This is a genomic window from Paraburkholderia adhaesiva, from assembly GCF_021390575.1.
Classification (GTDB): Bacteria; Pseudomonadota; Gammaproteobacteria; order Burkholderiales; family Burkholderiaceae; genus Paraburkholderia; species Paraburkholderia adhaesiva.
This window is the reverse complement of the sequence record NZ_JAJEJQ010000001.1, coordinates 25,837-48,836: the sequence shown is the minus strand read 5'-3', so window position 1 is coordinate 48,836 and position 23,000 is coordinate 25,837. Positions and strand designations below refer to the sequence as shown.

Here is a 23,000-nt window from a genome sequence, read left to right as displayed (position 1 = left end):
GTCATTCCATCGCAATGCGCAGCGCGGCGGCGCTGGCCCATGGGCACAGCCACACGCCGAGGCACAGCGCGGCGCCGAGCAGCGAAAAGTTCGCGCTCGCCCACGCGGGATCGGCAGCGGCGTTGGCCGCGCCTGCGCCGAAAATCAGCACCGGCACGTCGAGCGGCAGCACGAGCAGTCCAAGCATTACGCCGCCGCCGCGCACGCCGAGCGTCAGCGCCGCGCCGATCGCACCGAGCAGACTCAACAAAGGCGTGCCGAGCAGCAGCGAACCCATCAGCGGCAGCACGGCGGTGAAATCGAGGTCGTATTGCAGGGCGACGACGGGCACGAGCAGCGTCAACGCGAAGCCGCTCGTCAGCCAGTGCGCGAGCACTTTGCCGAGCACGATCAGCGCGAGCGGCTGCGGCGAAAGCAGCATCTGCTCGAGCGCGCCGCTCGAATAATCGTGGCCGAATAGCTGGCCGGTCGACAGCATCGCGGCGAAGAGCGCCGTCACCCAGACGACGCCCGGCGCCACCGCGTGCAGCAGTTTCGGATCGGGGCCGAGCGCGAGCGCGAAGAGACTCGACGCGATCACGAAAAACATCAAGCCGCCGATGGCGATGGCGCGCCGCCGCCAGCTCAGCATCAATTCCCGGCCGACGATCGCCAGTGTCAGTCCGACCATGCGCGGCCCTGATCGAGATCCAGATGGTGCGTGACGCCCGCCATCGCGAACGGCCGATGCGTGGTCGACACGACCATGCCGCCATCGCGCAGATGCGAAGCGATACAGGTTTCGAGCCAGTCGGCGGCGGTGGCGTCGAGTGCATCGACGGGCTCGTCGAGCAGCCAGAGCCGCTTGGCGGAAGCGATGAGCCGCGCGAGCGCCACGCGCCTGCGCTGCCCCTGTGACAGCGTGCCGACGCGCCGCGCGCGCAACGCAAAGAGGCCCGCGCGTTCGAGCACATCGCGCTCGTCGTCCGCGCCGTACGCAGGGTGCGGGCGGCGATCGTCGAGCCGCGCCGCAAAGCGGATGTTTTCGGCGACGGTCAGGTCATCGCTAACGCCATTCGCGTGGCCGACGTAGGCTAGATCGCGCCGGAATGGCGCGGGATGCGCGTGCACGTCAACACCACGCCAACGCACACGCCCCGCCACGGGCCGCCGCAGCCCGGCAAGCACACCGATCAGCGTGGTCTTGCCGCTGCCGTTCGCGCCGTGAATCTGCAGCGCGCCGCCCGGCTCCACCTGCATGTCGATACCCGACGCGAGCAGCTTGCCGCCACGCGCCATAGCCAGTTGCTCGATCGAAAGCATCCGATGCTGTCCCCTCTATGCGGTCACTGCTTCTGCTGCTTCTCCCACTGTTCCATGTCCTCCTGCGCCTGCTGCATGTTCGGCAAGTGATGCGCGATGCCCTTGTGACAGTCGATGCAGGTCCTCTCGCCGGTACCCAGAAATCGCTGGTGCGCAGCCTGCGCACGCGGGCTCTGGCGCGTGAAATCCATGTGTTCGAACGAGTGGCAATTGCGGCATTCGAGCGAGTCGTTCGCCTTCATGCGTCTCCATTCATGCTCGGCCAGTTCGAGCCGGCGATCCTGGAACTTCTCGCGCGTGTTGATGGTGCCGAATATCTTCGCCCAGACTTCCTTCGACGCCTGCATCTTGCGCGCGATCTTGCTGGTCCACGCGTGCGGCACGTGGCAATCGGAGCACACCGCGTGCACGCCGGTACGGTTCGAGTAGTGAATCGTTGTCTGCAGTTCTGAGTAGGTGTTGTCGCGCATCTCGTGGCAGGCGATGCAGAAACGCTCGGTATTCGTGAGCTCCATCGCCGTGTTGAACGCACCCCAGAACACGACCCCGGCAATGAAGCCGCCCAGCGTCAGAAACCCGAGGCTGAAATACACGGACGGGCGGGTGATGATCTGCCAGTAGCGCCGGATGAGATTGCGCATATCGGGCCTTCCTGATCAGGGGCGCTTCGCGCGCGCACCGCTCGGCATCTTCACGTCGTTGAGTTCCATGAAGGTGTTGCCGACGAGAGGTTGCGTATCGGCCTGCGGTACGTGGCACGCGGTGCAGAAGTAACGGCGCGGCGCCAGATGGCCGAGCGTTTCACCCGCGCGATTCGAGTAGTGCGAAATGCCGATCGGTGTCGCACCGCTCTGCGCGGCGCGGCTGCGCGCGTGACACGCGAGACAGACGTTCGCGTTGCGGTCGAGCTGATAGCCGTCGATCTTGTGCGGAATCGTCGGCGGCTGCTGCGCAAATGCGCGCCCGCGGATCACGTCCTTGTTCTCGGTCGGCGCCATCAGCGGCGGCTTTGTCGCCTGGTCGAGCGCCGTCGGGCCGCGCAACGGATCGACGAACGGAGGTGGCGGTACGGTGGGCGGCGCAGCATCGGCCACCGGGATGAATAACACGGCAACGCTGACAATGACGCCCCAGATCCGCATGGTCGTCCCCTAGACTTTGGCGATCTTCACCGCACACTTCTTGAAATCCGTCTGCAGCGAGATCGGATCGGTCGCATCGAGCGTGACCTTGTTGATCAACTGGCTCGCATCGAACCACGGCACGTACACCAGTCCGCGCGGAGGTTTGACGCGCCCGCGCGTTTCCACGCGCGTCACGATGTAGCCGCGCCGCGACGTCACCGAAATCGCGTCGCCTCGTCTCAGGCCCTGGGCTTTCGCATCGTCGGGATGCATGAAGCACACCGCGTTCGGAAACGCACGATAGAGTTCGGGCACGCGCCGCGTCATCGACCCCGAATGCCAGTGTTCGAGCACGCGTCCGGTCGATAGCCAGTACGGATATTCCTTATCCGGCGATTCGGCGGCAGGCTCATAAGGCAGCGCGAAAATGACGGCACGGCCGTCCGGGTTGCCGTAGAACTGCCAACCGGTGCCCGCCTTCACGTACGGATCCGAGCCTTCCCGGTAACGCCAGCGGGTTTCCTTGCCATTGACGACCGGCCAGCGCAGGCCGCGCGCCCTGTGGTAAGTGTCGAACGACGCGAGGTCGTGGCCATGCCCTCGCCCGAAGGCCGCGTATTCCTCGAACAAGCCCTTTTGCACGTAGAAGCCGAACGCCTTGGCTTCGTCGTTGCGATATTTCGGATCGGTCTGCGACACCGGGAATTTGTCCACCTGCCCGTTGCGGTAGAGCACGTCGAACAGCGTCTTGCCCCGGAACTCGGGTTTCTTCGCGAGCAGATCCTCGGGCCAGACTTCCTCGACCTTGAAACGCTTCGAAAATTCGAGCAATTGCCACAGGTCCGAGCGCGCTTCGCCCGGTGCGGGCACGAGCTGATGCCAGAACTGCGTGCGCCGTTCCGCATTGCCGTAGGCGCCTTCCTTCTCAACCCACATTGCGGTCGGCAGAATCAGGTCGGCGGCAACGCACGTGACAGTCGGATACACGTCGGACACCACGATGAAGTTGTCCGCGTTGCGGTAGCCGGGCAGGCCTTCCTGCATCATGTTCGGCGCCGCCTGCATGTTGTTGTTCACCTGGATCCAGTACGCGTTCAGCTTGCCGTCCTTCAGCATGCGGTTTTGCAGCACGGCGTGATAGCCGGGCTTGTCGGGGATCGTGCCCGGCGGCAGCTTCCAGATGCGCTCGGTTTCCGCACGATGCTTAGGATTCGCCACGACCATGTCGGCCGGCAGGCGATGGGAGAACGTGCCGACCTCGCGCGCGGTGCCGCACGCGGATGGCTGGCCGGTCAGCGAGAACGGACTGTTGCCCGGCGTCGCGATCTTGCCGGTCAGCAGATGCAGGTTGTAGACGAGATTGTTGGCCCATGTCCCACGCGTGTGCTGGTTAAAGCCCATGGTCCAGAGCGACATCACCTTGATATTCGGATCGGCGTACAGCTTCGCGAGCTGGTCGAGCTTCGTCTTCGACACACCGGACAGCTTTGTCACATACGCTGCGTCGTAGGTTGAAACGAACTTCGCATATTCGTCGTACGTCATCGGCTTTGCGCCGCCGGCATCGGCCGCGTTCTTCGCAGCCTTCTGTAGTGGATGCTCGGGACGCAGCCCGTAGCCGATGTCGGTGTTGCCGCGTTTGAAGACCGTGTGCTTATCGACGAAATCGCGGTTCACCTTGCCGTTCTTGATGATGTAGTTCGCGATGTAGTTGAGGATCGCGAGGTCGCCCTGCGGCGTAAAGACAATCGTTTCGTCGGCGAGGTCGAACGTACGCTGCTCGAAGGTGGACAGCGACACAACCTTGACGTTCGGCGCCGACAGGCGCCGGTCGGTGACACGCGTCCACAGCACCGGGTGCATCTCGGCCATGTTCGCGCCCCACAACACGAAAGCATCGGTTTGCTCGATGTCGTCGTAGCAGCCCATCGGCTCGTCCATGCCGAAGGTCCGCATGAAACCGGCCACTGCGGACGCCATGCAGTGCCGCGCGTTCGGGTCGATGTTGTTGGTGCGAAAGCCCCCCTTCATGAGCTTCAACGCCGCATAGCCTTCGAAGATCGTCCACTGGCCCGAGCCGAACATGCCGACCGCCGACGGGCCTTTCGCCTTCAGCGCGCGCTTGAACTGGTCGGCCATCACGTCGAACGCCTGATCCCAGCTGACCGGCGCGAACTCGCCGTTCTTGTCGTACTTGCCGTCTTTCATGCGTAAGAGCGGTGTCGTCAGGCGGTCCTCGCCGTACATGATCTTCGACAGGAAGTAACCCTTCACGCAGTTCAGGCCGCGGTTGACCTCGGCATGGGGATCGCCGACGGTCGCGACGACCTTCTCTCCCTTGACGCCCACGCTGACACCGCAGCCGGTACCGCAGAACCGGCACGGCGCTTTCGACCACGTGAGTCCGTTGTCCACGCTATCGGCGGCCAGCGCCAGAGGGGCGCTGAGCGTGATTCCCGCGGCAGACGCAGCACTCGCTGCTGCGGTCTGCTTAATAAACGCCCGGCGGGTCAGCTTCATCGACAAGCTCCTCGTTCAACGACTCGGCGTCTTCGTGGTGCTGGTATACGAGCGCGGCTGAATAGACCCCGGGTAGCCCGTGGATCGCCTGGAGCGTATTGGCAACCTCGTCGCTTCCATGGCCTTCGATGGTAACGACGAGTTTGCCTTGCTCCGAGACGGCGTGAATTTCCACTCCGGCCATGCGTCCGATTGTGCCAGCGACGTTTTTGAGATGCGCTGAACTTGCATACACGACGACGCCGACGATATGGATCTCCGCGGAGCACGCCGCCTGCGCCTCGACCGGGGCTGGGCCGCCTGATGGGGCGGCGGCGCGTGTGCGTTCGCGGATGCGTTCGCGTGTGCGTCCTTTACTGGACCGCATGATCTGCTCTCCTGTCCGCGCGGACGGCGCGGCGCGTGTCCACTACAGTCTTGCCAGGAAATTCAGTGATGTGGGGGGCCGCCGATCAGCATCTGGTAAATCCAGACGGCGAAGCCATAGGCGGCGATGAACAGTACGGTCAGCACCGGGATCAGGACGACGGTCAGAAAAAGAAAGCTGAGTAGTTCTTGTGATCGGGTCGGTACGTCGGTGGGTCGTACGTCTTTGGCCGGTACGTCACTCATGATGCGATCCTCGCAACACTCCAACGTGCGTAATGGCGAGCCCGCCGAAGACAGGCGGACGGCATCCCCTACTTATTTCTTATATTTATGCGTTGAATTTTTGGTGGACGCCGTGGCGCTTGTCAAGGTGAATGCCCGGTATTTGCCACCGCTGGCATCGTCACTCGGCCATGGTTTGCGAACGTGCGGGCCTGAGTTTGAGCCTCGCCTGTGCCCGGCCCGCGTCTGGGCCTGGCTGGAGCATCAGGTCAACCGGGAAGTCCGCATGGCGTTTTTGAACGCCACAAATGAAAACGCCCAACCGCGAACGGTTGGGCGTCTAAATCTGGTGGCCTGGGACGGAATCGAACCATCGACACGCGGATTTTCAATCCGCTGCTCTACCAACTGAGCTACCGGGCCAACTGAGAAGAAAGAGTATAGCGATTCTTGACGCCTGACGCAAGCCCTTTGCCAAACTCCAGGCGGCGCGGGCTCGCAGACTCATTCACCTTTGCTCTTGCCGAGATCCACACCCAACTGCTTGAGCTTGCGGTACAGGTGCGTGCGTTCGAGCCCGGTTTTTTCGGCGACGCGCGTCATGCTGCCGTTCTCGCGCGCAAGGTGATATTCGAAGTAGGCACGCTCGAACGCGTCGCGGGCGTCGCGCAGCGGGATGTCGAACGAAATCGACGCCATCTGCACCACCGCGGCCGCACCTTGCACGCCATCGCCCGCGAGCACGGGAAGTGCCGCTGCAGAAGCCACCACGGCAGAACCTCCCGCCGCCGGCTTGCCCGAAGCCTGCGCCGCCACCGGCGCGGCGGTACCGTGCGCGAGTCCCTGCTCGACCGCTTTCAGCAGCTTTTGCAGCGCGATCGGCTTTTCGAGGAAATTCAGTGCCCCGATCTTCGTCGCCTCGACGGCAGTGTCGATCGTCGCATGCCCCGACATCATGATGACCGGCATCGTCAGTAGCGACTGTGCCGCCCACTCTTTGAGCAGCGTGACGCCGTCGGTATCCGGCATCCAGATATCGAGCAGCACCAGGTCGGGCACCTGACGCAGCCGGAACTCGCGCGCATCCTGCGCGTTCTCCGCCAGCTCCACGACGTGTCCTTCGTCGCTCAGGATCTCCGAGAGCAATTCCCGGATGCCCATTTCATCGTCTACCACCAGGATGGTTGCCATTTACGCTGCCCTTGTCTGCACTGTTGCCGCTGTTGCTTTTATTCCCTGCTCCGTCGCGGGACGTCCCACCCGCTCGCCAGACCCTGGCGTGTCGGCGTCGTCGGCCAACTGGAGAAAGAGAATCGAGATCTGTGCGCCTTCGATTACATCGCCCGCCTTCAGGCGATTACGAATGTCGATGCGCGCACCGTGCTCATCGACGATCTTCTTGACCATCGCAAGCCCGAGTCCTGTTCCTTTGGCTTTCGTCGTCACATAGGGCTCGAACGCTCGCGTCAGAATCCGCGCCGGGAAGCCTGGTCCGTTGTCCGATACCGTGAGTCGGACAGCCACGCGCGTGCGGCCTTCGGCGTCCGGGTCTCCGTATTCTACGGCCCGCGTTTCGAGCAGCACACGTGGATTCGGCGTGTCGGCCACCGCGTCCTGCGCATTCTGCAGCAGGTTGTGGATCACCTGGCGCAGTTGCGTCGCATCGCCGCGTATCACCGGCAGCGCCGACAGCTCCACCTCCAGCGCGCTCTTGCCTTCCTCCGCGCCATACAGCGTGAGCACCTCGCTCACCAGATCGTTGAGCTGCAGGCTCGCAAGCACCGCCGGCGGCGTGCGCGCGTAGTCGCGGAAATCGTCGACCATCTGCTTCATCGCCGCGACCTGATTCACGATCGTCGTCGCGCCGCGCTTGAGCACGTCGGCGTCGGCAGGCGCGAGTTTATCCGAGAGTTTCATCTGGAGGCGTTCCGCCGAAAGCTGGATCGGCGTGAGCGGATTCTTGATCTCGTGCGCGAGACGCCGCGCGACTTCGCCCCACGCAACCGAGCGCTGAGCCGAGATCACGTCGGAGATGTCGTCGAACACGACCACATAGCCCGACGTCTGCATGTCGCCCGCGTCGCGGCCCGTGTCCGAGACGAGGCGCGCGCCGCGCACGAGCAGCGTGAGCGGATCGGCTTCGCCCGAAATCGGCACCGAGAACTGTTGCTGCCAGTGGCCGCGCGCGTTGTCATCGTCGCTGCTCGCAGCCTCCTGATCGGCAAACGCCTTGCGTACCATCGCGCCAAACTCCGCCAGCGCCGCGATGTGATCGAGCGATACGCCGAGCTGCGTCTCAAAGGGCTGACGGAAGATGCGTTCCGCGCCCGGATTCGCCGTGGTCAGCCGGAACTGGCGGTCGAACACGAACACACCGGCCGTGAGGTTCGCGAGAATGCTTTCGAGGTACGCCTTCGAATGTTCGAGCGCGACGCGGTTCTTCTCGACCGCCGCGCGCGCTTCGGAAAGCTGGCGCGTCATCGCGTTGAACGACTGCGTGAGGAAGCCGAGTTCGTCGCGCGATTTGATTTCGCGCTTCGGCGTGTAGTCGCCCTCGGTCACTTCCTTCGTGCCCTGCGCGAGCAGGAAGAGCGGCCGCGCGAGCTGGTTGCCGAGCGCGAGCGCGAGCATCATCGCGACGAAGGTCGCAAGGAAGAGCGCGAGCGTGAGTGTGCCGATGTACATCTTGCGCAGGCCCGTGCGGCCGAGCGCCTTCTCCTGATACTCGCGATACGCGCGCTGCACAGCGTCCGCGTTGCGCGCGAGCGTTGCAGACACCGGCTGCTCGAGTTGCAGGAAGCGTTCTGTGGGCTTCAGGTCGGTGGTGTTCGCATCGGGAATGCGTGTCACGACACGCAACCGCAGCGGCCCTTTCGTGCCGAGTTCGTGCGGATCGCCGTCCACTTCGCCTTCGATCGCCGCGTAGTAACCATGCGAACGCGCCTGCGCGATCATGAGCGGCGTAGGCAGGTTGGCGGGCACGAGCAACGACAGGTTGCTCGACGCCTGGGCGACGACGTGCATTTCCGGCGTCGCACCCAAACTGCTGCGGTCCGGCGTGACGATGATCGCGTCCTGCACGCCGAACTGATCGCGCGCGCGCAGTAGCGTGAGCGTGGTGCCCGCGGAGTCAGCGCTCGCAATCTGCTCGGCCATGAGCCGCGCCTTGGTCTGCAGATCGGCGAGCGAAGCATCCAGCATGCCGCGCCCGAGATTCAGGCCGGCCGTGAGCGCAGTTTCGATGTTCACGTCGAACCACGACTCGATCGAGCGCGAGACGAACTGATACGAAACGACGTAAATGATCCCGCCCGGCACGACGCCGACGAGCGCGAAGAAAAACGCGAGCTTCGCTAGCAGCCGTGTGCCGAACTTGCCGCGCCTCAGGCGCACGACGATCACGATCACGAGCGCCGTCACCACGGACAGGAAGATCAGCGCGACGACGATGTTGGCCGCATAGAGCCAGCCGTAATAGCGATCGAAGAATTCGGTGTTCGCGCTCGCGGCGGCGAGCAGCAGGAGCAGCAGCGTCGCGGTGAACGCGACGGTGGACACGAGCAGCCTGACGACGATGCTGCTGACGCTGGTGGCGCGGCGCACTTTATTTAGCACGTTCGGTCACCGTGAAGTTGAAGCGCTTCCAGTCGGAAGAGAGATTCCAGTCGCGGTTGTTGACCGCGTCGATCTGGAATGGCTTGGGCATGAGCGCGACGTCGAGTTGCATGCGCACCGAGGCCGTGTAGGTTTCGCCCTGACGCACGTCTTTGGGGTCGATCACGTGCCACGAAGTGACGTGTTTGATGACGGCGAGCGCCTCGGCGAGCGTCGGGAAACCGAGTTGAAGGCCCCCGGTCGACACGCGATATTCGCGCGTGAGCGGCTGAAATGAGAGCCGGATGCTCTGCGAGGCGCTTACGGGCTGCTCGTCGAACCAGTACCAGCGCGGGCGCGAGAGTTCGAAATCGGTGGTGAAGTAGAGCGGAATGCCCTTGTTGACCGCGTCTTCAAGGCTGCTGTTCAGTTCGAAGCTGAACTGGGCGTCGAGGCTCCAGCCCGTGCCGTCGGCTTGCAGCGACGCGCGCTGCACCGAGATCGACTCGGCGCGCGCCGGCGTCGCGGCGATGAAACCGGCGACCAGCGCAAGCCAGATCAGGGCCGCGAACCGCAGCGAGAAGAAGCGTTTAATGGTCACCGTTTCTGAAAGCGCGCGTAGAAGAATCCGTCGTGATCGGCGGTGCGGCTCGGATCGGCGGTGCTACCCGCTTCGTTCGGTGCCGCGTCAGGCTGCGCCTTGCTGGCTGCGCCGTTGTCAGCCTCCCCGCTCGGCGCGCCCCCGGCCGTCGGCAACAGTTGCCCCGGCGCGTCCAATCGTACAGCATCCGGGCGGCTGTTTTCAAACCAGCGCGCCGCCTCTTCGCCCTCCTGCGGAAAGATCGAACAGGTCACATAGAGCAGTTCGCCGCCCGGTTTCAGGAGCGACCACAGCGCATCGACGATACGGCGCTGCTCCTTCGCAAGCGCTGCGATATCGCTTTGACGACGCAGCCAGCGGATGTCTGGATGTCGCCGCACGATGCCCGACGCCGAGCACGGCACGTCGGCCAGGATGCGGTCGAACGGCTGGCCGTCGTACCAGGCGGCGGGGTCGCCCGCGTCGCCGGTCACGACCCGCGCGCTGCGCATCGGATGCGCCGGATCGTGCTGGGCGAAGCCGAGCCGCTCGAGGTTCTCGTCGATGCGTCGCGCGCGCGTCGCGTCGCTTTCGAGCGCGATCAGGTCGATGTCCGCGAGTTCGAGCAGATGGCCGCTCTTGCCGCCGGGCGCCGCGCAGGCGTCGAGGACGCGCATGCCGTCCCGAACGCCGAGACGTTGGGCGGCGATTTGCGCGCCTGCGTCCTGCACCGAGACATCGCCCGCCATGAAACCAGGAATGCGATCGACCGGCAATGGCGTCGCGAGGCGCACGGCGTGTTCGCCGATCTGCGCTGCGTCGATGTTCGCGGCCTGAAGGCGCTTCAGGTAATCGGCCGCTGTTGTGCGGCGCGCGTTCACGCGTAGCGTGAGCGGGCCGTGCGTGTTCCCGACGGCGAGAATCGCCTGCCATTGGCCGGGCCACGCGGTGCGCGTCGCGTCGATCCACCATTGCGGGTAATTCCAGCGCGCGACCTCGTTGCTTTGTGCAGCGGTAAGCGCCGCCTCGCGCTCGCGCAGGAAACCACGCAGCACGGCGTTCACGAGACCTTTCGCGAACGCCGTGTCACGTCGCGCTCCTACCGCGCGGACGGCCTGATCGACGACCGTGAACGGAGCGTAAGCGGCGTTGGCTTCGTCATCGACGAGCAGCGCCAGCGAGCACGCGATCAGATTTGCGACAAGAGGCGGCGGCGCCTTGCTCACGCGTTGCTTGATCAGCCAGTCGACGAGGCCGAGCCGCCTCATCGTCCTATAGGCGATGTCCTGCACGGCGCCGCGCGCGAGCGGAGCAAAATCGGGGGGCAGAGCGGCGAAGGCGCTCGTCAGCGCGGCAGGCAACGCTGCACCCGCGCGCACCGCGCCGACGGCGTGTGCGGCCTGGTCCAGCGCGAAGCCGAGCGAATCAGGTGACAGATGCACCGACTGATGGCCAGCCGCAGTGCCGGGCTTGCGCGCGCCAGGGCTTGAGCGTCGGTCGCGGGACGGGGCGGCAGGTCGCCGGGAAGAACTGGATGTCATGAAAAAACCGGAAGCGGGCCACGTAGAGCATGGCGCAAACGATGCATTGTAGCGTGGCGTGAGCGCAACGCTTCAGACGCGGCCGGACGCGCCTGAACCTCGCGCAAACGAACAGGGCAGGCACATTGCCTGCCCTGTTCATCGCAGAGGATCGCGAAAAAAGTGCGGCTTAGTCGAAGCGACCCGTGCGCGCCATTTCCATGAGACGCGAAATACGCTCTTCGGTAGCGGGGTGCGTCGAGAACAGGTTCGCCATACCGCCGCCCGAGAGGGGATTCATGATCATCATCTGCGCGGTGGTCGGATGCTCTTCAGCGGTCCGGAACGGGATGCCCTGTGCGTAGCGGTGAATCTTGTCGAGCGCAGACGCGAGCGCTTGCGGATCGCCCGAAATCTGCGCACCGCCGCGGTCAGCCTCGAACTCCCGCGCACGCGAAATCGCCATCTGGATCAGCGCGGCCGCGATCGGCGCCAGCAAAGCGACGGCGATGGTCGCAATCGGATTGGCCGAGCGCCCATTTTGGTCGCGGCCGCCAAAGAACATCGCGAAGTTCGCGAGCGCCGCGATCGCACCGGCCATCGTGGCGGAAATCGTCGAAATGAGGATGTCACGATGCTTCACGTGTGCGAGTTCATGCGCCATCACACCACGCATCTCGCGCTCGGAGAGCACGCGCAGGATGCCCGTAGTGGCGGCAACGGCCGCATTTTCCGGATTGCGGCCGGTGGCAAAGGCGTTGGGCGCATCCTCGTTGATGAGATAGACGCGCGGCATCGGCAGATTGGCGTGCGTGGAAAGCTCGCGGACCATGCGATAGAACTGCGGCGCCGTGTTCTCGTCCACTTCCTGAGCGTTGTACATGCGCAGGACCATCTTGTCCGAGAACCAGTACGAGAAGAAGTTCATGCCGAGCGCCATCACGAGCGCGAACATCATGCCGCGCTGACCGCCGATCAGGCCGCCGATCACGATAAAGAGGGCCGTAATCGCGGCCATCAACATCGCGGTTTTGACCCAGTTGAACATGCTGTGCTCCTTAACCCAAGAGGGGAATCAAATCAGTCGGCGCCCGTCTCACCGACGCGGCGGGCGCATTGTAAGCGATCTGTTAGATATGGGTGGATGCGAAAAATTCAACGTTAGCGGGTGGCAGTGGCAAGCTTCACGCCAAGGCCGACGAACGCGGTACCGACACTGCGGTCGAGCCACTTCTTGACGCCCGGCTTGCCCGAGAAGCGCCGCGTAACACTGCCGGCGATCCAGGCAACGAAACTGTTCCAGACCGTACTCATAGCCACGAACACGACGCCGAGCGCAAGGAACGCAAGCGCCTTGTGCGAACTGCCGGCAGACACGAACTGCGGGAAGAACGAGACGAAGAACAGCACTACCTTGGGATTGAGAACGTTGGTCCAGAAACCCTGGAGGAATAGCTGACGAAGCGGCCGGGGCGCCGTGGCGCGCGGCGCTGCTTCGGTCTTGACGGGCGCAGGTGCGACCTTCACGAAGATCAGCCGGACGCCGAGATACACGAGATAAAGCGCGCCGACGAACTTGACCACGGTGAACGCGGTAGCCGACGCCGCGAGCAGCGCAGTCAGGCCAAACGCGCACGCGAGCGAATGCACGCAGCACCCCGCCGAAATGCCGAGCGCGGAGACAAGACCGGCACCACGTCCTTGTGCGACGCTGCGGCCGACGATGTAAGCGGTATCAGGGCCCGGCGTCACGTTGAGCAAAAAGACCGCGACGACGAAAAAACCAAAGTGGGTGATACCGAACATGACGACCTCAGGAAAAACAAATCAGGCTGAACCGATTCTAACGCGCCTGGAATCGAGCGCGACACCTGGCCGAACGGACGACTGGTGCCCGATTCCGGCGTCGTTCAGACTGTGGGCGTATCGGGCAACTGGAAACGCTGCCCCGCTGCAAGCGGTAAGCCAGCCAGGAATTCGCGTGCCGGCAGGCGCTTGCCGCCCGGCTTCTGCAACTGCGTTACGCGCAGCGTGCCCTCGCCGCACGCCACCACCACACCGGCGGGCGACACGTCGATGATCTGGCCCGGTGCGGCACCAGCAGGAACACTCGTCCCGTCCGCCGGTTCGGCGGCCCAGAGCTTGACCTGCGCGCCATCAAGCGTCGCGACGCCGCCGGGAAACGGATCGAAAGCGCGGATCTGGCGAGCGAGCACGTCGGCGGGACGGCGCCAGTCGAGCGCTGCTTCCTGCTTACCGATCTTTTCGGCGTAGTTGGCGCCTTGCGCCGGCTGCGGCGTCGAAGGCAGCGTGCCGTTGCGCTCCAGGTCGACGAGCGCCTTCACGATCAGTTCCGCGCCCAGTTGCGCGAGGCGGTCGTGCAGTGTCGCGGTGGTATCGACCGGGGCGATCGGCGTGCGCACTTCGGAGATCATCGGCCCGGTGTCGAGGCCGGCGTCCATCTGCATCAGCGTGATACCGCTTTCGGTGTCCCCCGCTTCGATTGCACGGTGGATCGGCGCGGCACCCCGCCAGCGCGGCAGAAGCGACGCGTGAATGTTGATGCAGCCGTGCGGAGGAATATCCAGCACTTCCTGCGGCAGGATCAAACCGTAGGCGGCCACAACCATCACGTCGTGTGGTGTCGCGTGCAGCAAGTCCAGCGCGGTGGCGGCTTCCTCCGGGTACTTGCCCGCGCGCCGCAGTGACGTCGGCTGCGCCACCGCGAGCGCGTTATCCTGCGCATAGCGCTTGACCGGGCTCGCCTGAAGCTTCATCCCGCGCCCGGCCGGGCGGTCGGGTTGAGTCAGCACGAGCGGCACCGCGAAGCCCGCTTCGTGGATCGCGGCAAGTGCCGCAGCGGCGAATTCCGGCGTGCCGGCAAAGATGACGCGAAGGGAGTGGCTCATGGGCGCTTGAAGTCAGGCTGGATGAAAGAAGAGAGGACGAGGCGACGCGAACGCGTCACATCGCCCGCTCGAGCTTCTTCATCTTGCTCTTGATGCGCGTTTGCTTGAGCGGCGAGAGGTACTCGACGAACACGCGGCCCATCAGGTGATCCATTTCATGCTGGATGCACACAGCCAGCAGCTCTTCGCAATCGACTTCGTAGGTCTCGCCCTTCTCGTTCTGCGCGCGCACGCGCACCTTCTCGGCGCGCTCGACATCGTCGTAGATGCCCGGCACCGAAAGGCAGCCCTCTTCGTGGACCATGCGTTCGTCGCTTGACCAGATGATTTTCGGATTGATGAACACGCGCAGTTCGTCGTGCGTCTCCGACACGTCGATCACGACGATGCGCTCATGCACGTCCACCTGCGTCGCCGCAAGACCGACGCCAGGCGCGGCGTACATCGTCTCGGCCATGTCTTTGACGAGCTTGCGAACGCGCTCATCAAAAACCTCGACCGGCTTGGCGACCTTGTGCAGGCGCTTGTCCGGGTAATGAAGAATGTTTAGTAGAGCCATGATTTAGCGGATTTCTCGGGGCGCCGGGATCGTCCGGCATCGCGCAGACTGGCCGTTCGGCCAGCTTGCCGGCCCATCGGAGGATGCAGAGGATATAGGTACAAAACGGCCGGATTCAACGCGCCGCCGCCCGCGCAGCAGGCTACTCCACAGGTCTGCGCAACGCCTCACGGGAAGCGCCGCACTGTATTTCGGATAGTGAAAATTTTATCACGACGGGTTGTTACACGCCCGGCGCGGAGTTTTTTTGTCATGCTCGCACCCTTGCCGCTCGACGCGGACGAACGGTCCGCCTGGCTGCGCCTTTCCACCGCGCGCGGCCTGAAGCCCGCCGCGCTGCGGACGCTGCTCGGCGCCTTCGGTCTGCCCCAGAACGTGCTGGCCCAGCCGCTGGCCACGCTCGCCGCCACGGCAGGCGACGACACAGCGCGGGCCGCACTCGCACCGCCTGCGCCCTCTTTTGCGGACCAGATCGACGCGCTAAACGCCTGGTGTGCGGTGCCGGGCAACGCGCTGGTCACGCTCGCCGATCCGGCTTACCCGCCGCGGCTCCTCGCCATGCCCGATCCGCCGCCGATGCTTTACGTGCAAGGCAAGCTCAGCCTGCTACACGCGCGCAGCATCGCCGTCGTGGGTAGCCGCAGCGCCACGCCCCAGGCGCTCGAAGACGCCACAAGGTTCGCACGCGCGTTCGCCGCCGCGGGCGTCACGGTCGTTTCAGGGCTCGCGCTCGGCGTGGATGGCGCCGCGCATCGGGGAGCGCTCGACGAATGCGGGGGAACGGCTGCCGTCATCGGCACGGGTGCGGATCTCGTCTACCCGAGCGCGCATCGGGCGCTCGCGGTACAGCTCGCCCAACGTGGCGCGATCGTCTCCGAATGGCCCCTCGGCACGCCCGCGCGCTCTGCGAATTTTCCGCAGCGAAATCGCTTGATTGCAGCACTCGTCGAGGGGGTCGTCGTGGTGGAAGCTGCCATGCGTTCCGGCTCGCTGATCACCGCGCGGCTCGCCAATGAAATGGGTCGCGACGTCTTCGCACTCCCGGGTTCGATTCATGCGCCGCTCGCGCGCGGGTGCCATCGGTTGATCAAGCAGGGCGCGCAGCTCGTCGAGTCGCCGGAGGAAGTACTCGAATCGCTTGGTGTCCCACAGCCCGCCGCGCGAGCGCTGGACAGTAGCCTCGAACGCAGCCAGAGACAGACTCGCACCCCATCGGCGTTGCAGGCACGCACGCACGCCACACCGACCGACGAAACCCGGCGAATCGCTCGCACCGGACCGCCAGCCAGCCTGGGCCCAGACGCGTCGCGCCTGCTCGATGCGCTCGGTCACGCGCCAGCCACGCTTGAAATCCTCGCGGCGCGCACCGACATGCCCGAAGCGGTACTGCAAAGCACGCTGCTGCAGCTCGAACTGGCGGGCCAACTGAATTCGCTCCCCGGTGGATGGTTCGTGAGGGCGACGCCATGCTAGCGCCAGCGTGTTACATTCGCGCCAAACGTACCGCCTCTATATATAAGAGAACACAAGGAACGAGCATGCCCGCGCTTAACCTCGACACCGACGCCGACCGGATCGCCGACCGGATCGCCGACCGCGACACGTTGTTCGTCGCGTGCCTTTGCGCGGAGTGGTGCGGAACGTGCCGCGACTATCGGGCGACATTCGACCGCATCGCCGACGCCCATCCGGACGTCTGTTTCGCGTGGATCGACATCGAAACCCACGCGGACCGCTTCGACGACCTCGACGTGGAGAACTTTCCGACGATCCTGATCGAAGACGGCACCGCAACGTGCTTCTTTGGCACCGTACTGCCGCATGGCGCGGTGGTCGAACGTATGCTCGCCGACCTCACGGCACTGCCGGGCGTAACCGACGCACCGAAGCTGCGTCCCGCGCTCGCGGAGGCGTGAGCTACGCAATGTGTCTTCACAACAAATCTGACCCCGGTCAGACCGCCGCTTGCCGGCCGGCTCGCCGCGCCATTATGATTGGGCGCCGCGAGTGACCACGGCAGGCAACAAGAAGACGCAGAAATCGCCGCCGCCGCACCTTGTGCTATAAAGCGGTCGAGAAACAGGACCGGCCTGGGACCGACCCAAGGGGGTGTCGGCCGCAGGCGCGCCAAACCGGATTCACCCACTTACAAAACTCATGTCCAAAGCTCTGATCATCGCCGAGAAGCCGTCCGTCGCAAACGACATCGCGCGCGCTTTGGGCGGGTTTGCGAAGCATGACGAATACTACGAAAGCGACGACTTCGTCCTTTCGTCGGCAGTCGGCCATCTGCTGGAAATCGCCGCGCCAGAAGCCTATGAAGTCAAGCGAGGCAAATGGAGCTTCGCGCATCTGCCCGTCATCCCGCCTCATTTCGACGTGAACCCGATCGCAAAAAGCGAATCGCGGCTCAAAGTGCTCATGAAGCTGATGAAGCGCAAGGACGTCGACCGCCTCATCAACGCATGCGACGCGGGGCGCGAGGGCGAGCTGATTTTCCGCCTCATCGCGCAACACGCGAAGGCGAAACAGCCGGTCCAGCGCCTGTGGCTGCAGTCCATGACGCCCGCCGCGATCCGTGACGGCTTCGCGCACCTGCGCAGCGATGCAGACATGCAACCGCTCGCCGACGCGGCGCGCTGCCGCTCGGAAGCTGACTGGCTCGTCGGCATCAACGGCACGCGTGCAATGACCGCGTTCAACAGCAAGGGCGGCGGCTTCTTCCTGACCACGGTCGGGCGTGTTCAGACGCCAACTTTGTCGATCGTCGTCGAACGTGAAGAGAAAATTCGCCGATTCGTGCCGCGTGACTATTGGGAAGTGCGCGCGGAGTTCGTCTGCGCGGCGGGCTTCTATGAAGGCCGCTGGTACGACCCGAAATTCAAGCGCGACGAATTCGACCCCGAGAAGCGCGACTCGCGCCTCTGGAGCCGACCGGCCGCCGAAACGATCGTCGCGGCCTGCCACGGTCGCGAAGGTACCGTCACCGAGGAATCGAAGCCTTCCACGCAGCTCTCGCCCGCGCTCTTCGACCTGACGAGCCTCCAGCGTGAGGCGAATGGCCGCTTCGGCTTTTCGGCCAAGAACACGCTCGGTCTCGCGCAGGCGCTCTATGAAAAGCACAAGGTGCTGACGTACCCGCGTACCGACGCGCGCGCGCTGCCCGAGGACTACATCGAGACGGTCAAAGAAACGCTCGGGATGCTCAAGGAGAGCAACAACTACCTGCCGCATGCGAAGCAGGTGCTCGACCGTGGCTGGGTGAAGCCGAACAAGCGCATCTTCGACAACTCGAAGATCAGCGACCACTTCGCCATCATCCCGACGCTGCAGGCGCCGAAGTCGCTCTCCGAGCCCGAGCAGAAGCTTTACGACCTCGTCGTGAAGCGCTTCCTAGCTGTGTTCTTCCCGGCCGCCGAATATCGCGTCACGACGCGCATCACCGAAGTCGCGGGGCATCACTTCAAGACCGAAGGCAAAGTGCTGGTCGAGCCGGGCTGGCTGCAGGTCTACGGCCGCGACGCGGGCGGCGATGACGCCAACCTCGTCCCGGTGCAAAAAGAAGAGAAGGTCAAGACCGACAAGATCGCCGCGCATCAACTCGTGACGAAGCCGCCAGCACGCTACAACGAAGCGACGCTGCTCTCGGCCATGGAAGGCGCGGGCAAGCTCGTCGACGACGAGGAACTGCGCGAAGCCATGGCCGCGAAGGGTCTCGGCACGCCGGCCACGCGCGCGGCGATCATCGAAGGCTTGCTCGGCGAGAAGTATCTCGTGCGCGAAGGGCGCGACCTGATCCCGACCGCGAAGGCCTTCCAGCTCATGACGCTCCTGCGCGGCCTCGACGTGAAGGAACTCACCGCGCCGGAACTCACGGGCGAGTGGGAATACAAGCTGTCGCAGATGGAGCGGGGCAAGCTGCCGCGCGATGCGTTCATGCAGGAAATCGCCCGCATGACGCAGACCATCGTCAAGCGCGCGAAGGAATACGACTCGGACACGATCCCCGGCGACTACGCGACGCTCGAGACGCCGTGCCCGAACTGCGGCGGTCAGGTGAAGGAGAACTATCGGCGCTTCGCTTGCACGAAGTGCGAGTTCTCGATTTCCAAGATCCCTGGCGGCCGCCAGTTCGAGATCCCCGAAGTCGAGGAACTGCTGCAGAACAAGACGATCGGGCCGCTGTCGGGCTTCCGCAGCAAGATGGGTCGCCCGTTCTCAGCCATCCTCAAGCTCTCGTTCGACGACGAAACGAAGAACTACAAGCTCGAGTTCGACTTCGGTCAGGATCAGGGCGGCGAAGACGGCGAAGCACCCGATTTCTCGGAGCAGGAGGCAGTGGGTGCCTGTCCGAAGTGCGCGGGACGCGTGTTCGAGCATGGCATGAGCTACGTCTGCGAGCATTCGGTCGCCAATCCGAAGACTTGCGACTTCCGCTCGGGCAAGGTGATCCTCCAGCAGGAAATTACGCGCGACCAGATGGCAAAGCTGCTTGCCGAGGGCCGCACGGACCTGCTGACGAACTTCAAGTCGTCGCGTACGGGCCGCAACTTCAAGGCTTTCCTCGTGAAGCAGAGCGACGGCAAGATCGGCTTCGAGTTCGAGAAGAAGGAACCCAGCGCAAAGACGGCGGCGAAAACCGCGGCGAAAAAATCGACGTCTGCCGCAGAAGCCTCCACCGAAGAATCATCGGAAACCGCGAAGCCTGCGCGCAAGACCGCAGCGGCAAAATCCACGACGACAGCCCGCAAGACGACCGCACGCAAAACCGCGGCACGTAAAACGGGCTCGTGAGCGGGCAACGCCTGGCGGTAACGTCCCGGCGTTCCTCAGCGTCTCACCGCCAGCTCCAAAGCAAAAGGCGCAGCCTCTTACGAGACTGCGCCTTTTTTCATCGCTAGATGCGCGGTGATTCCCGCCTTATAGCTGCGAAACCGCCGAAGTCTGCGTCCGCGCGGTCGTTGCGCGTGCCACCTTCGGTGCCCGCTCGCCATCGCGAAGGTTTCGCTCGTTATCGAGCAGATTCGAAAGCGGCTCCGAACCGGCAAACGCCTCCGGCGCCACGGGATGCTGCGCGGCATTGCGTGCCATCGCTGGAACTGCTGCCGGATGCGCAAGACCGTCCTTCACCCACTGCTCGCCGAGTTGGCCGTTCGGCGTCTGGGTGAAATGCTCGACGAGGTGATCGATGAACGTTCGCACTTTCGCCGGCAGATGGCGGCGGCTCGGGTAGGCGACGTTGATTTCGATCTGCGGCAGACGATAGTCGCTGAGCAGCCTCACGAGCCGGCCGCGAGCCATGTCGCGGCCAATCAGATAGCTCGGAAGCATCGCGATACCCATGCCGAGCAGCGCGAACTGACGCAGCATTTCCGTATTGTTCGCGACAATCACGTCCGTTGGACGCACGCGGGTTTCGCCATCCGGCCCCGTGAATACGCGTTCGCCGCCCCAGTATTCCGACGACAGCGACAGCGACGGATGCTCTATCAGTTGCTCCGGACGGGTCGGCGTGCCGTGCTTTTCGAGGTAGGCCGGCGTCGCGCAGACAGTCATGCAGCCGGTCGTCAGGCGGCGCGTGACGATGCTCGCACTACGCATCTGCCGCGCCGCGACGATACCGAGGTCGAAACCCTCTTCGACAAGATCGACCTGGCGATCGACGAGGGTCACATCGGGGACGACCTGTGGATAGCGCTGCGTGTAGGTCTGCAGTACCGCAGCGAGATTGTGCAGCCCGAACACGACCGGCGCGACGATGCGCAAGGTCCCGACGGGCTCATGATTGCGGGCGACCACCATCTGCTCGACGTCTTCGAGTTCGTCGAGAATCTGGCGCGCGCGTTCGAGATAAACCTGACCGGATTCGGTCAGTGAGAGGCTGCGGGTCGTGCGGTTGAGCAACCGCGTACCCAGCCGGCCTTCGAGGTCGGCAACGTGACGCGTGGCAACCGCATTGGAGATATCCATTGCTGTGGCGGCCCGTGCGAAACTGCCGAGGTCGGCCACTTTGACGAATACTCGCATCGACTGCAAATGATCCATTAGACAACTCCCGCCTTGTAAGCGCTTGCTTAATATTAGCAAAGCAAGCTGCGAATTCTCCTACGACTGGCGTGTTCCTGCAGAAGTTGCCTACAAAGACCATTTTTTCTCGAAATTCTCTTCATTGACGGCGGGAATTGTGCAGACAGATAGCTTATTGTTTCTATTGGCACAACAATTTCCGCATCGCAGCGAAACAAGCCGGAGATTGGCGAACAGACGGCGGGCGCGCCCACATTGATCGTGCCCCGCTGCGAGGAGCCGCCAACGAAAAGGCCGCCCGAAGGCGGCCTCAAAGTCAGTAAGCGCTCACACCTCAACCATCGAGGCGCGCCTCCAGTGCCTTGCGCGTTTGCTGCAGCGCCTCGGGCAAGCCGTGCGCGAGCGTCTTGAACAGATCCGAGTGCAGCGTCAACTCGGTGCGCCAGGCGTCGGCATCGACCGAAATGACCTGGTCGAACTGGGCCGGCGTGAAGTCGACGCCGCGCCAGTCGATGTCGTCATAGCGCGGCGAGACACCGAACGCGTTCGTGTTGCCGCCCGCCCCGCCCTCGATACGACGCACCATCCACTCCAGCACGCGCATGTTGTCGCCGAAACCCGGCCACACGAACTTGCCATCCGCACCCTTGCGGAACCAGTTCACGCAGTAGATCCGCGGGAGCGTCGCACCCGTTTGCGCGAGCTTTGCGCCCACCTTGAGCCAGTGGTCGAAGTACTCGGCCATGTTGTAGCCGCAGAACGGCAGCATCGCGAACGGATCGCGCCGCACCACGCCTTGCTGACCCGCGGCGGCAGCCGTCGTCTCCGAACCCATGGTCGCCGCCATGTAGACGCCTTCGGTCCAGTCGCGCGCCTCTGTCACGAGCGGCACCGTGGTCGAGCGCCGTCCGCCGAACACGAACGCATCGATCGCCACGCCCTTCGGGTTCTCCCATTCGGCGTCGATCGACGGACACTGCGAGGCCGGCGCCGTGAAGCGCGCGTTCGGATGCGCAGCCTTGCGGCCGGTCTCCTTCGCGATTTCCGGCGTCCAGTCCTGGCCTTGCCAGTCGATGACGTGCGCGGGCGGCGTGTCGGTCATGCCTTCCCACCAGACGTCGCCGTCGTCGGTCAGCGCGACGTTCGTGAAAATCACGTTCTCCTTGAGCGTCGCCATGGCGTTGAAGTTGGTCTTCTCGCTCGTGCCCGGCGCCACGCCGAAGTAGCCCGCTTCCGGATTGATCGCGTAGAGGCGGCCATCCGTGCCCGGCTTGATCCAGGCGATATCGTCGCCGATCGTCGTGATTTCCCAGCCGCTCAGGGAGGCGGGCGGAATCAGCATCGCGAAGTTGGTCTTGCCGCACGCCGACGGGAACGCCGCCGCGACGTGGTACTTGCGGCCCTCGGGCGAACGCACGCCGAGAATCAGCATGTGCTCGGCGAGCCAGCCTTCGTCGCGACCCATCGTCGATGCGATTCGCAGCGCAAAGCACTTCTTGCCGAGCAGCGCATTGCCGCCGTAGCCCGAGCCATAGCTCCAGATTTCGCGCGTTGCGGGGAAATGGACGATGTACTTCGTGTCGTTGCACGGCCACGCCACGTCTTTCTGACCCGCCGCGAGCGGTGCGCCCACCGAGTGCACGCAAGGCACGAACTCGCCGTCTTCGCCCAGCACGTCATACACCGCGCGACCCATGCGCGTCATGATCCGCATGTTCACCGCGACGTAAGGGCTGTCCGACAATTCCACGCCGATATGCGCGATCGGTGAGCCGAGCGGGCCCATCGAAAACGGTACGACGTACATCGTGCGGCCGCGCATGGATCCCTCGAACAGGCCGTCGAGCGTCGTGCGCATTTCGGCCGGGGCGATCCAGTTATTGGTCGGGCCGGCGTCTTCCTTGCGCTCCGAGCAGATGAACGTGCGATCCTCGACACGCGCCACGTCGGACGGAGCCGAGCACGCGAGATACGAATTCGGACGCTTTGCGGGATTGAGCTTGCGCATCGTGCCGGCATCGACCATCTGCTGGCACAGGCGGTCGTACTCCTCCTGCGAGCCGTCGCACCAGACGATGCGCTCCGGCTGCGTCAGCGCCGCGACCTTCTGCACCCACTCCACCAGTTTTCGATGGCGCACCCAGGCAGGCACTTGCGCTGCGACCTGGGCGTTGTTATCTGGGTGATTCATTGAGCTTTCTCCGTTTTAGGGCAGTAAAAGACGATTCGGCCCTTTCGACGCTGCATGCGAGAGGCGCAACCGCTACGAGCCGG

The 23,000-nt window shown here is 64.1% G+C and carries 20 protein-coding genes and 1 tRNA gene; 3 read left to right on the top strand and 18 right to left on the bottom strand.

Translation table 11 applies throughout. The annotated features are described in order from the left end of the window. Position 1: 1 nt before the first annotated feature. The 16 genes from ccmB to def all read right to left on the bottom strand — a co-directional run bounded on the left by ccmB (position 2) and on the right by def (position 14,699). Positions 2 to 670, bottom strand: coding sequence for a heme exporter protein CcmB (gene ccmB, locus L0U80_RS00245; protein ID WP_233861675.1), 669 nt, complete (start codon positions 668 to 670; stop codon positions 2 to 4). Then, on the bottom strand, positions 658 to 1,302 hold the full coding sequence (ccmA, locus tag L0U80_RS00240) for a cytochrome c biogenesis heme-transporting ATPase CcmA (RefSeq protein ID WP_233861673.1): 645 nt from the start codon (positions 1,300 to 1,302) through the stop codon (positions 658 to 660). The genes ccmB and ccmA overlap by 13 nt, the downstream gene beginning before the upstream one ends. Before the next feature lie 23 nt (positions 1,303 to 1,325). Then, positions 1,326 to 1,943, bottom strand: a complete 618-nt coding sequence (locus L0U80_RS00235) for a NapC/NirT family cytochrome c (RefSeq protein WP_233861671.1) — start codon at positions 1,941 to 1,943, stop codon at positions 1,326 to 1,328. Between the two features lie 15 nt (positions 1,944 to 1,958). After that, positions 1,959 to 2,444, bottom strand: a complete 486-nt coding sequence (locus tag L0U80_RS00230) for a nitrate reductase cytochrome c-type subunit (RefSeq protein ID WP_233861669.1) — start codon at positions 2,442 to 2,444, stop codon at positions 1,959 to 1,961. A gap of 9 nt (positions 2,445 to 2,453) precedes the next feature. Beyond that, on the bottom strand, positions 2,454 to 4,946 hold the full coding sequence (gene napA, locus L0U80_RS00225; protein WP_233861667.1) for a periplasmic nitrate reductase subunit alpha: 2,493 nt from the start codon (positions 4,944 to 4,946) through the stop codon (positions 2,454 to 2,456). Next, positions 4,918 to 5,313: a chaperone NapD gene (locus tag L0U80_RS00220; RefSeq protein ID WP_233861665.1), complete on the bottom strand. Its 396-nt coding sequence runs from the start codon at positions 5,311 to 5,313 to the stop codon at positions 4,918 to 4,920. Before L0U80_RS00220 ends, napA begins: the two co-directional genes overlap by 29 nt. Before the next feature lie 62 nt (positions 5,314 to 5,375). Next, a complete protein-coding gene (locus L0U80_RS00215; RefSeq protein ID WP_233861662.1) occupies positions 5,376 to 5,558 on the bottom strand; it encodes a periplasmic nitrate reductase, NapE protein in 183 nt (60 codons plus the stop codon). 326 nt (positions 5,559 to 5,884) lie between these two features. After that, a tRNA-Phe gene (locus L0U80_RS00210) sits at positions 5,885 to 5,960 on the bottom strand. 81 nt (positions 5,961 to 6,041) lie between these two features. Continuing rightward, entirely contained in the window at positions 6,042 to 6,728 is a 687-nt protein-coding gene (esaR, locus tag L0U80_RS00205) for a response regulator transcription factor EsaR (protein ID WP_233861659.1), read from the bottom strand. Further along, a complete protein-coding gene (locus tag L0U80_RS00200) occupies positions 6,729 to 9,152 on the bottom strand; it encodes a sensor histidine kinase (protein ID WP_233861656.1) in 2,424 nt (807 codons plus the stop codon). Further along, positions 9,142 to 9,732 carry a DUF4390 domain-containing protein gene (locus L0U80_RS00195; RefSeq protein WP_233861653.1) on the bottom strand — a complete coding sequence of 197 codons (591 nt, stop codon included), beginning with the start codon at positions 9,730 to 9,732 and terminating at the stop codon, positions 9,142 to 9,144. The genes L0U80_RS00200 and L0U80_RS00195 overlap by 11 nt, the downstream gene beginning before the upstream one ends. Further along, entirely contained in the window at positions 9,729 to 11,252 is a 1,524-nt protein-coding gene (rsmB, locus tag L0U80_RS00190; RefSeq protein ID WP_233861650.1) for a 16S rRNA (cytosine(967)-C(5))-methyltransferase RsmB, read from the bottom strand. Before rsmB ends, L0U80_RS00195 begins: the two co-directional genes overlap by 4 nt. 169 nt (positions 11,253 to 11,421) lie before the next feature. Beyond that, positions 11,422 to 12,279: a zinc metalloprotease HtpX gene (htpX, locus tag L0U80_RS00185; protein ID WP_233861647.1), complete on the bottom strand. Its 858-nt coding sequence runs from the start codon at positions 12,277 to 12,279 to the stop codon at positions 11,422 to 11,424. Between the two features lie 113 nt (positions 12,280 to 12,392). Next, a complete protein-coding gene (locus L0U80_RS00180; protein ID WP_233861644.1) occupies positions 12,393 to 13,037 on the bottom strand; it encodes a LysE family translocator in 645 nt (214 codons plus the stop codon). 104 nt (positions 13,038 to 13,141) lie between these two features. Further along, positions 13,142 to 14,140, bottom strand: a complete 999-nt coding sequence (gene fmt, locus L0U80_RS00175; protein ID WP_233861641.1) for a methionyl-tRNA formyltransferase — start codon at positions 14,138 to 14,140, stop codon at positions 13,142 to 13,144. A 55-nt stretch (positions 14,141 to 14,195) separates the two neighbouring features. Then, positions 14,196 to 14,699: a peptide deformylase gene (gene def, locus L0U80_RS00170; protein WP_233861640.1), complete on the bottom strand. Its 504-nt coding sequence runs from the start codon at positions 14,697 to 14,699 to the stop codon at positions 14,196 to 14,198. Positions 14,700 to 14,951: 252 nt separating this feature from the next. On the opposite strand from def, the gene dprA reads away from it, so the two are divergent. The 3 genes from dprA (at position 14,952) to L0U80_RS00155 (ending at position 19,493) form a co-directional block, all read left to right on the top strand. Further along, positions 14,952 to 16,172 (top strand): DNA-processing protein DprA, encoded by a 1,221-nt coding sequence (dprA, locus tag L0U80_RS00165; RefSeq protein WP_233861638.1) that lies wholly within the window; start codon positions 14,952 to 14,954, stop codon positions 16,170 to 16,172. 65 nt (positions 16,173 to 16,237) lie between these two features. Further along, positions 16,238 to 16,615 (top strand): thioredoxin family protein, encoded by a 378-nt coding sequence (locus tag L0U80_RS00160; RefSeq protein WP_233861635.1) that lies wholly within the window; start codon positions 16,238 to 16,240, stop codon positions 16,613 to 16,615. Between the two features lie 241 nt (positions 16,616 to 16,856). After that, a complete protein-coding gene (locus tag L0U80_RS00155; RefSeq protein ID WP_233861633.1) occupies positions 16,857 to 19,493 on the top strand; it encodes a DNA topoisomerase III in 2,637 nt (878 codons plus the stop codon). Between the two features lie 126 nt (positions 19,494 to 19,619). On the opposite strand, the gene gvmR is transcribed toward L0U80_RS00155, so the two are convergent. Beyond that, positions 19,620 to 20,744: a transcriptional regulator GvmR gene (gene gvmR, locus L0U80_RS00150; RefSeq protein ID WP_233861630.1), complete on the bottom strand. Its 1,125-nt coding sequence runs from the start codon at positions 20,742 to 20,744 to the stop codon at positions 19,620 to 19,622. Between the two features lie 316 nt (positions 20,745 to 21,060). After that, complete coding sequence (locus L0U80_RS00145; RefSeq protein ID WP_233861628.1) at positions 21,061 to 22,917, bottom strand: phosphoenolpyruvate carboxykinase (GTP); 1,857 nt, start codon at positions 22,915 to 22,917, stop codon at positions 21,061 to 21,063. Positions 22,918 to 23,000: the final 83 nt, after the last annotated feature.

What these genes read in the sequence shown, in the direction of transcription:
- L0U80_RS00155 (WP_233861633.1), top strand. Translation starts at nt 16,857, where the DNA reads ATGTCCAAAGCTCTGATCATCGCCGAGAAGCCGTCCGTCGCAAACGAC.
- L0U80_RS00220 (WP_233861665.1), bottom strand. Translation starts at nt 5,313, where the DNA reads ATGCGGTCCAGTAAAGGACGCACACGCGAACGCATCCGCGAACGCACA.
- L0U80_RS00160 (WP_233861635.1), top strand. Translation starts at nt 16,238, where the DNA reads ATGCCCGCGCTTAACCTCGACACCGACGCCGACCGGATCGCCGACCGG.
- def (WP_233861640.1), bottom strand. Translation starts at nt 14,699, where the DNA reads ATGGCTCTACTAAACATTCTTCATTACCCGGACAAGCGCCTGCACAAG.
- ccmA (WP_233861673.1), bottom strand. Translation starts at nt 1,302, where the DNA reads ATGCTTTCGATCGAGCAACTGGCTATGGCGCGTGGCGGCAAGCTGCTC.
- ccmB (WP_233861675.1), bottom strand. Translation starts at nt 670, where the DNA reads ATGGTCGGACTGACACTGGCGATCGTCGGCCGGGAATTGATGCTGAGC.
- fmt (WP_233861641.1), bottom strand. Translation starts at nt 14,140, where the DNA reads ATGAGCCACTCCCTTCGCGTCATCTTTGCCGGCACGCCGGAATTCGCC.
- rsmB (WP_233861650.1), bottom strand. Translation starts at nt 11,252, where the DNA reads ATGACATCCAGTTCTTCCCGGCGACCTGCCGCCCCGTCCCGCGACCGA.
- napA (WP_233861667.1), bottom strand. Translation starts at nt 4,946, where the DNA reads ATGAAGCTGACCCGCCGGGCGTTTATTAAGCAGACCGCAGCAGCGAGT.
- L0U80_RS00180 (WP_233861644.1), bottom strand. Translation starts at nt 13,037, where the DNA reads ATGTTCGGTATCACCCACTTTGGTTTTTTCGTCGTCGCGGTCTTTTTG.
- L0U80_RS00215 (WP_233861662.1), bottom strand. Translation starts at nt 5,558, where the DNA reads ATGAGTGACGTACCGGCCAAAGACGTACGACCCACCGACGTACCGACC.
- L0U80_RS00145 (WP_233861628.1), bottom strand. Translation starts at nt 22,917, where the DNA reads ATGAATCACCCAGATAACAACGCCCAGGTCGCAGCGCAAGTGCCTGCC.
- L0U80_RS00235 (WP_233861671.1), bottom strand. Translation starts at nt 1,943, where the DNA reads ATGCGCAATCTCATCCGGCGCTACTGGCAGATCATCACCCGCCCGTCC.
- dprA (WP_233861638.1), top strand. Translation starts at nt 14,952, where the DNA reads ATGCTCGCACCCTTGCCGCTCGACGCGGACGAACGGTCCGCCTGGCTG.
- htpX (WP_233861647.1), bottom strand. Translation starts at nt 12,279, where the DNA reads ATGTTCAACTGGGTCAAAACCGCGATGTTGATGGCCGCGATTACGGCC.
- L0U80_RS00230 (WP_233861669.1), bottom strand. Translation starts at nt 2,444, where the DNA reads ATGCGGATCTGGGGCGTCATTGTCAGCGTTGCCGTGTTATTCATCCCG.
- esaR (WP_233861659.1), bottom strand. Translation starts at nt 6,728, where the DNA reads ATGGCAACCATCCTGGTGGTAGACGATGAAATGGGCATCCGGGAATTG.
- gvmR (WP_233861630.1), bottom strand. Translation starts at nt 20,744, where the DNA reads ATGGATCATTTGCAGTCGATGCGAGTATTCGTCAAAGTGGCCGACCTC.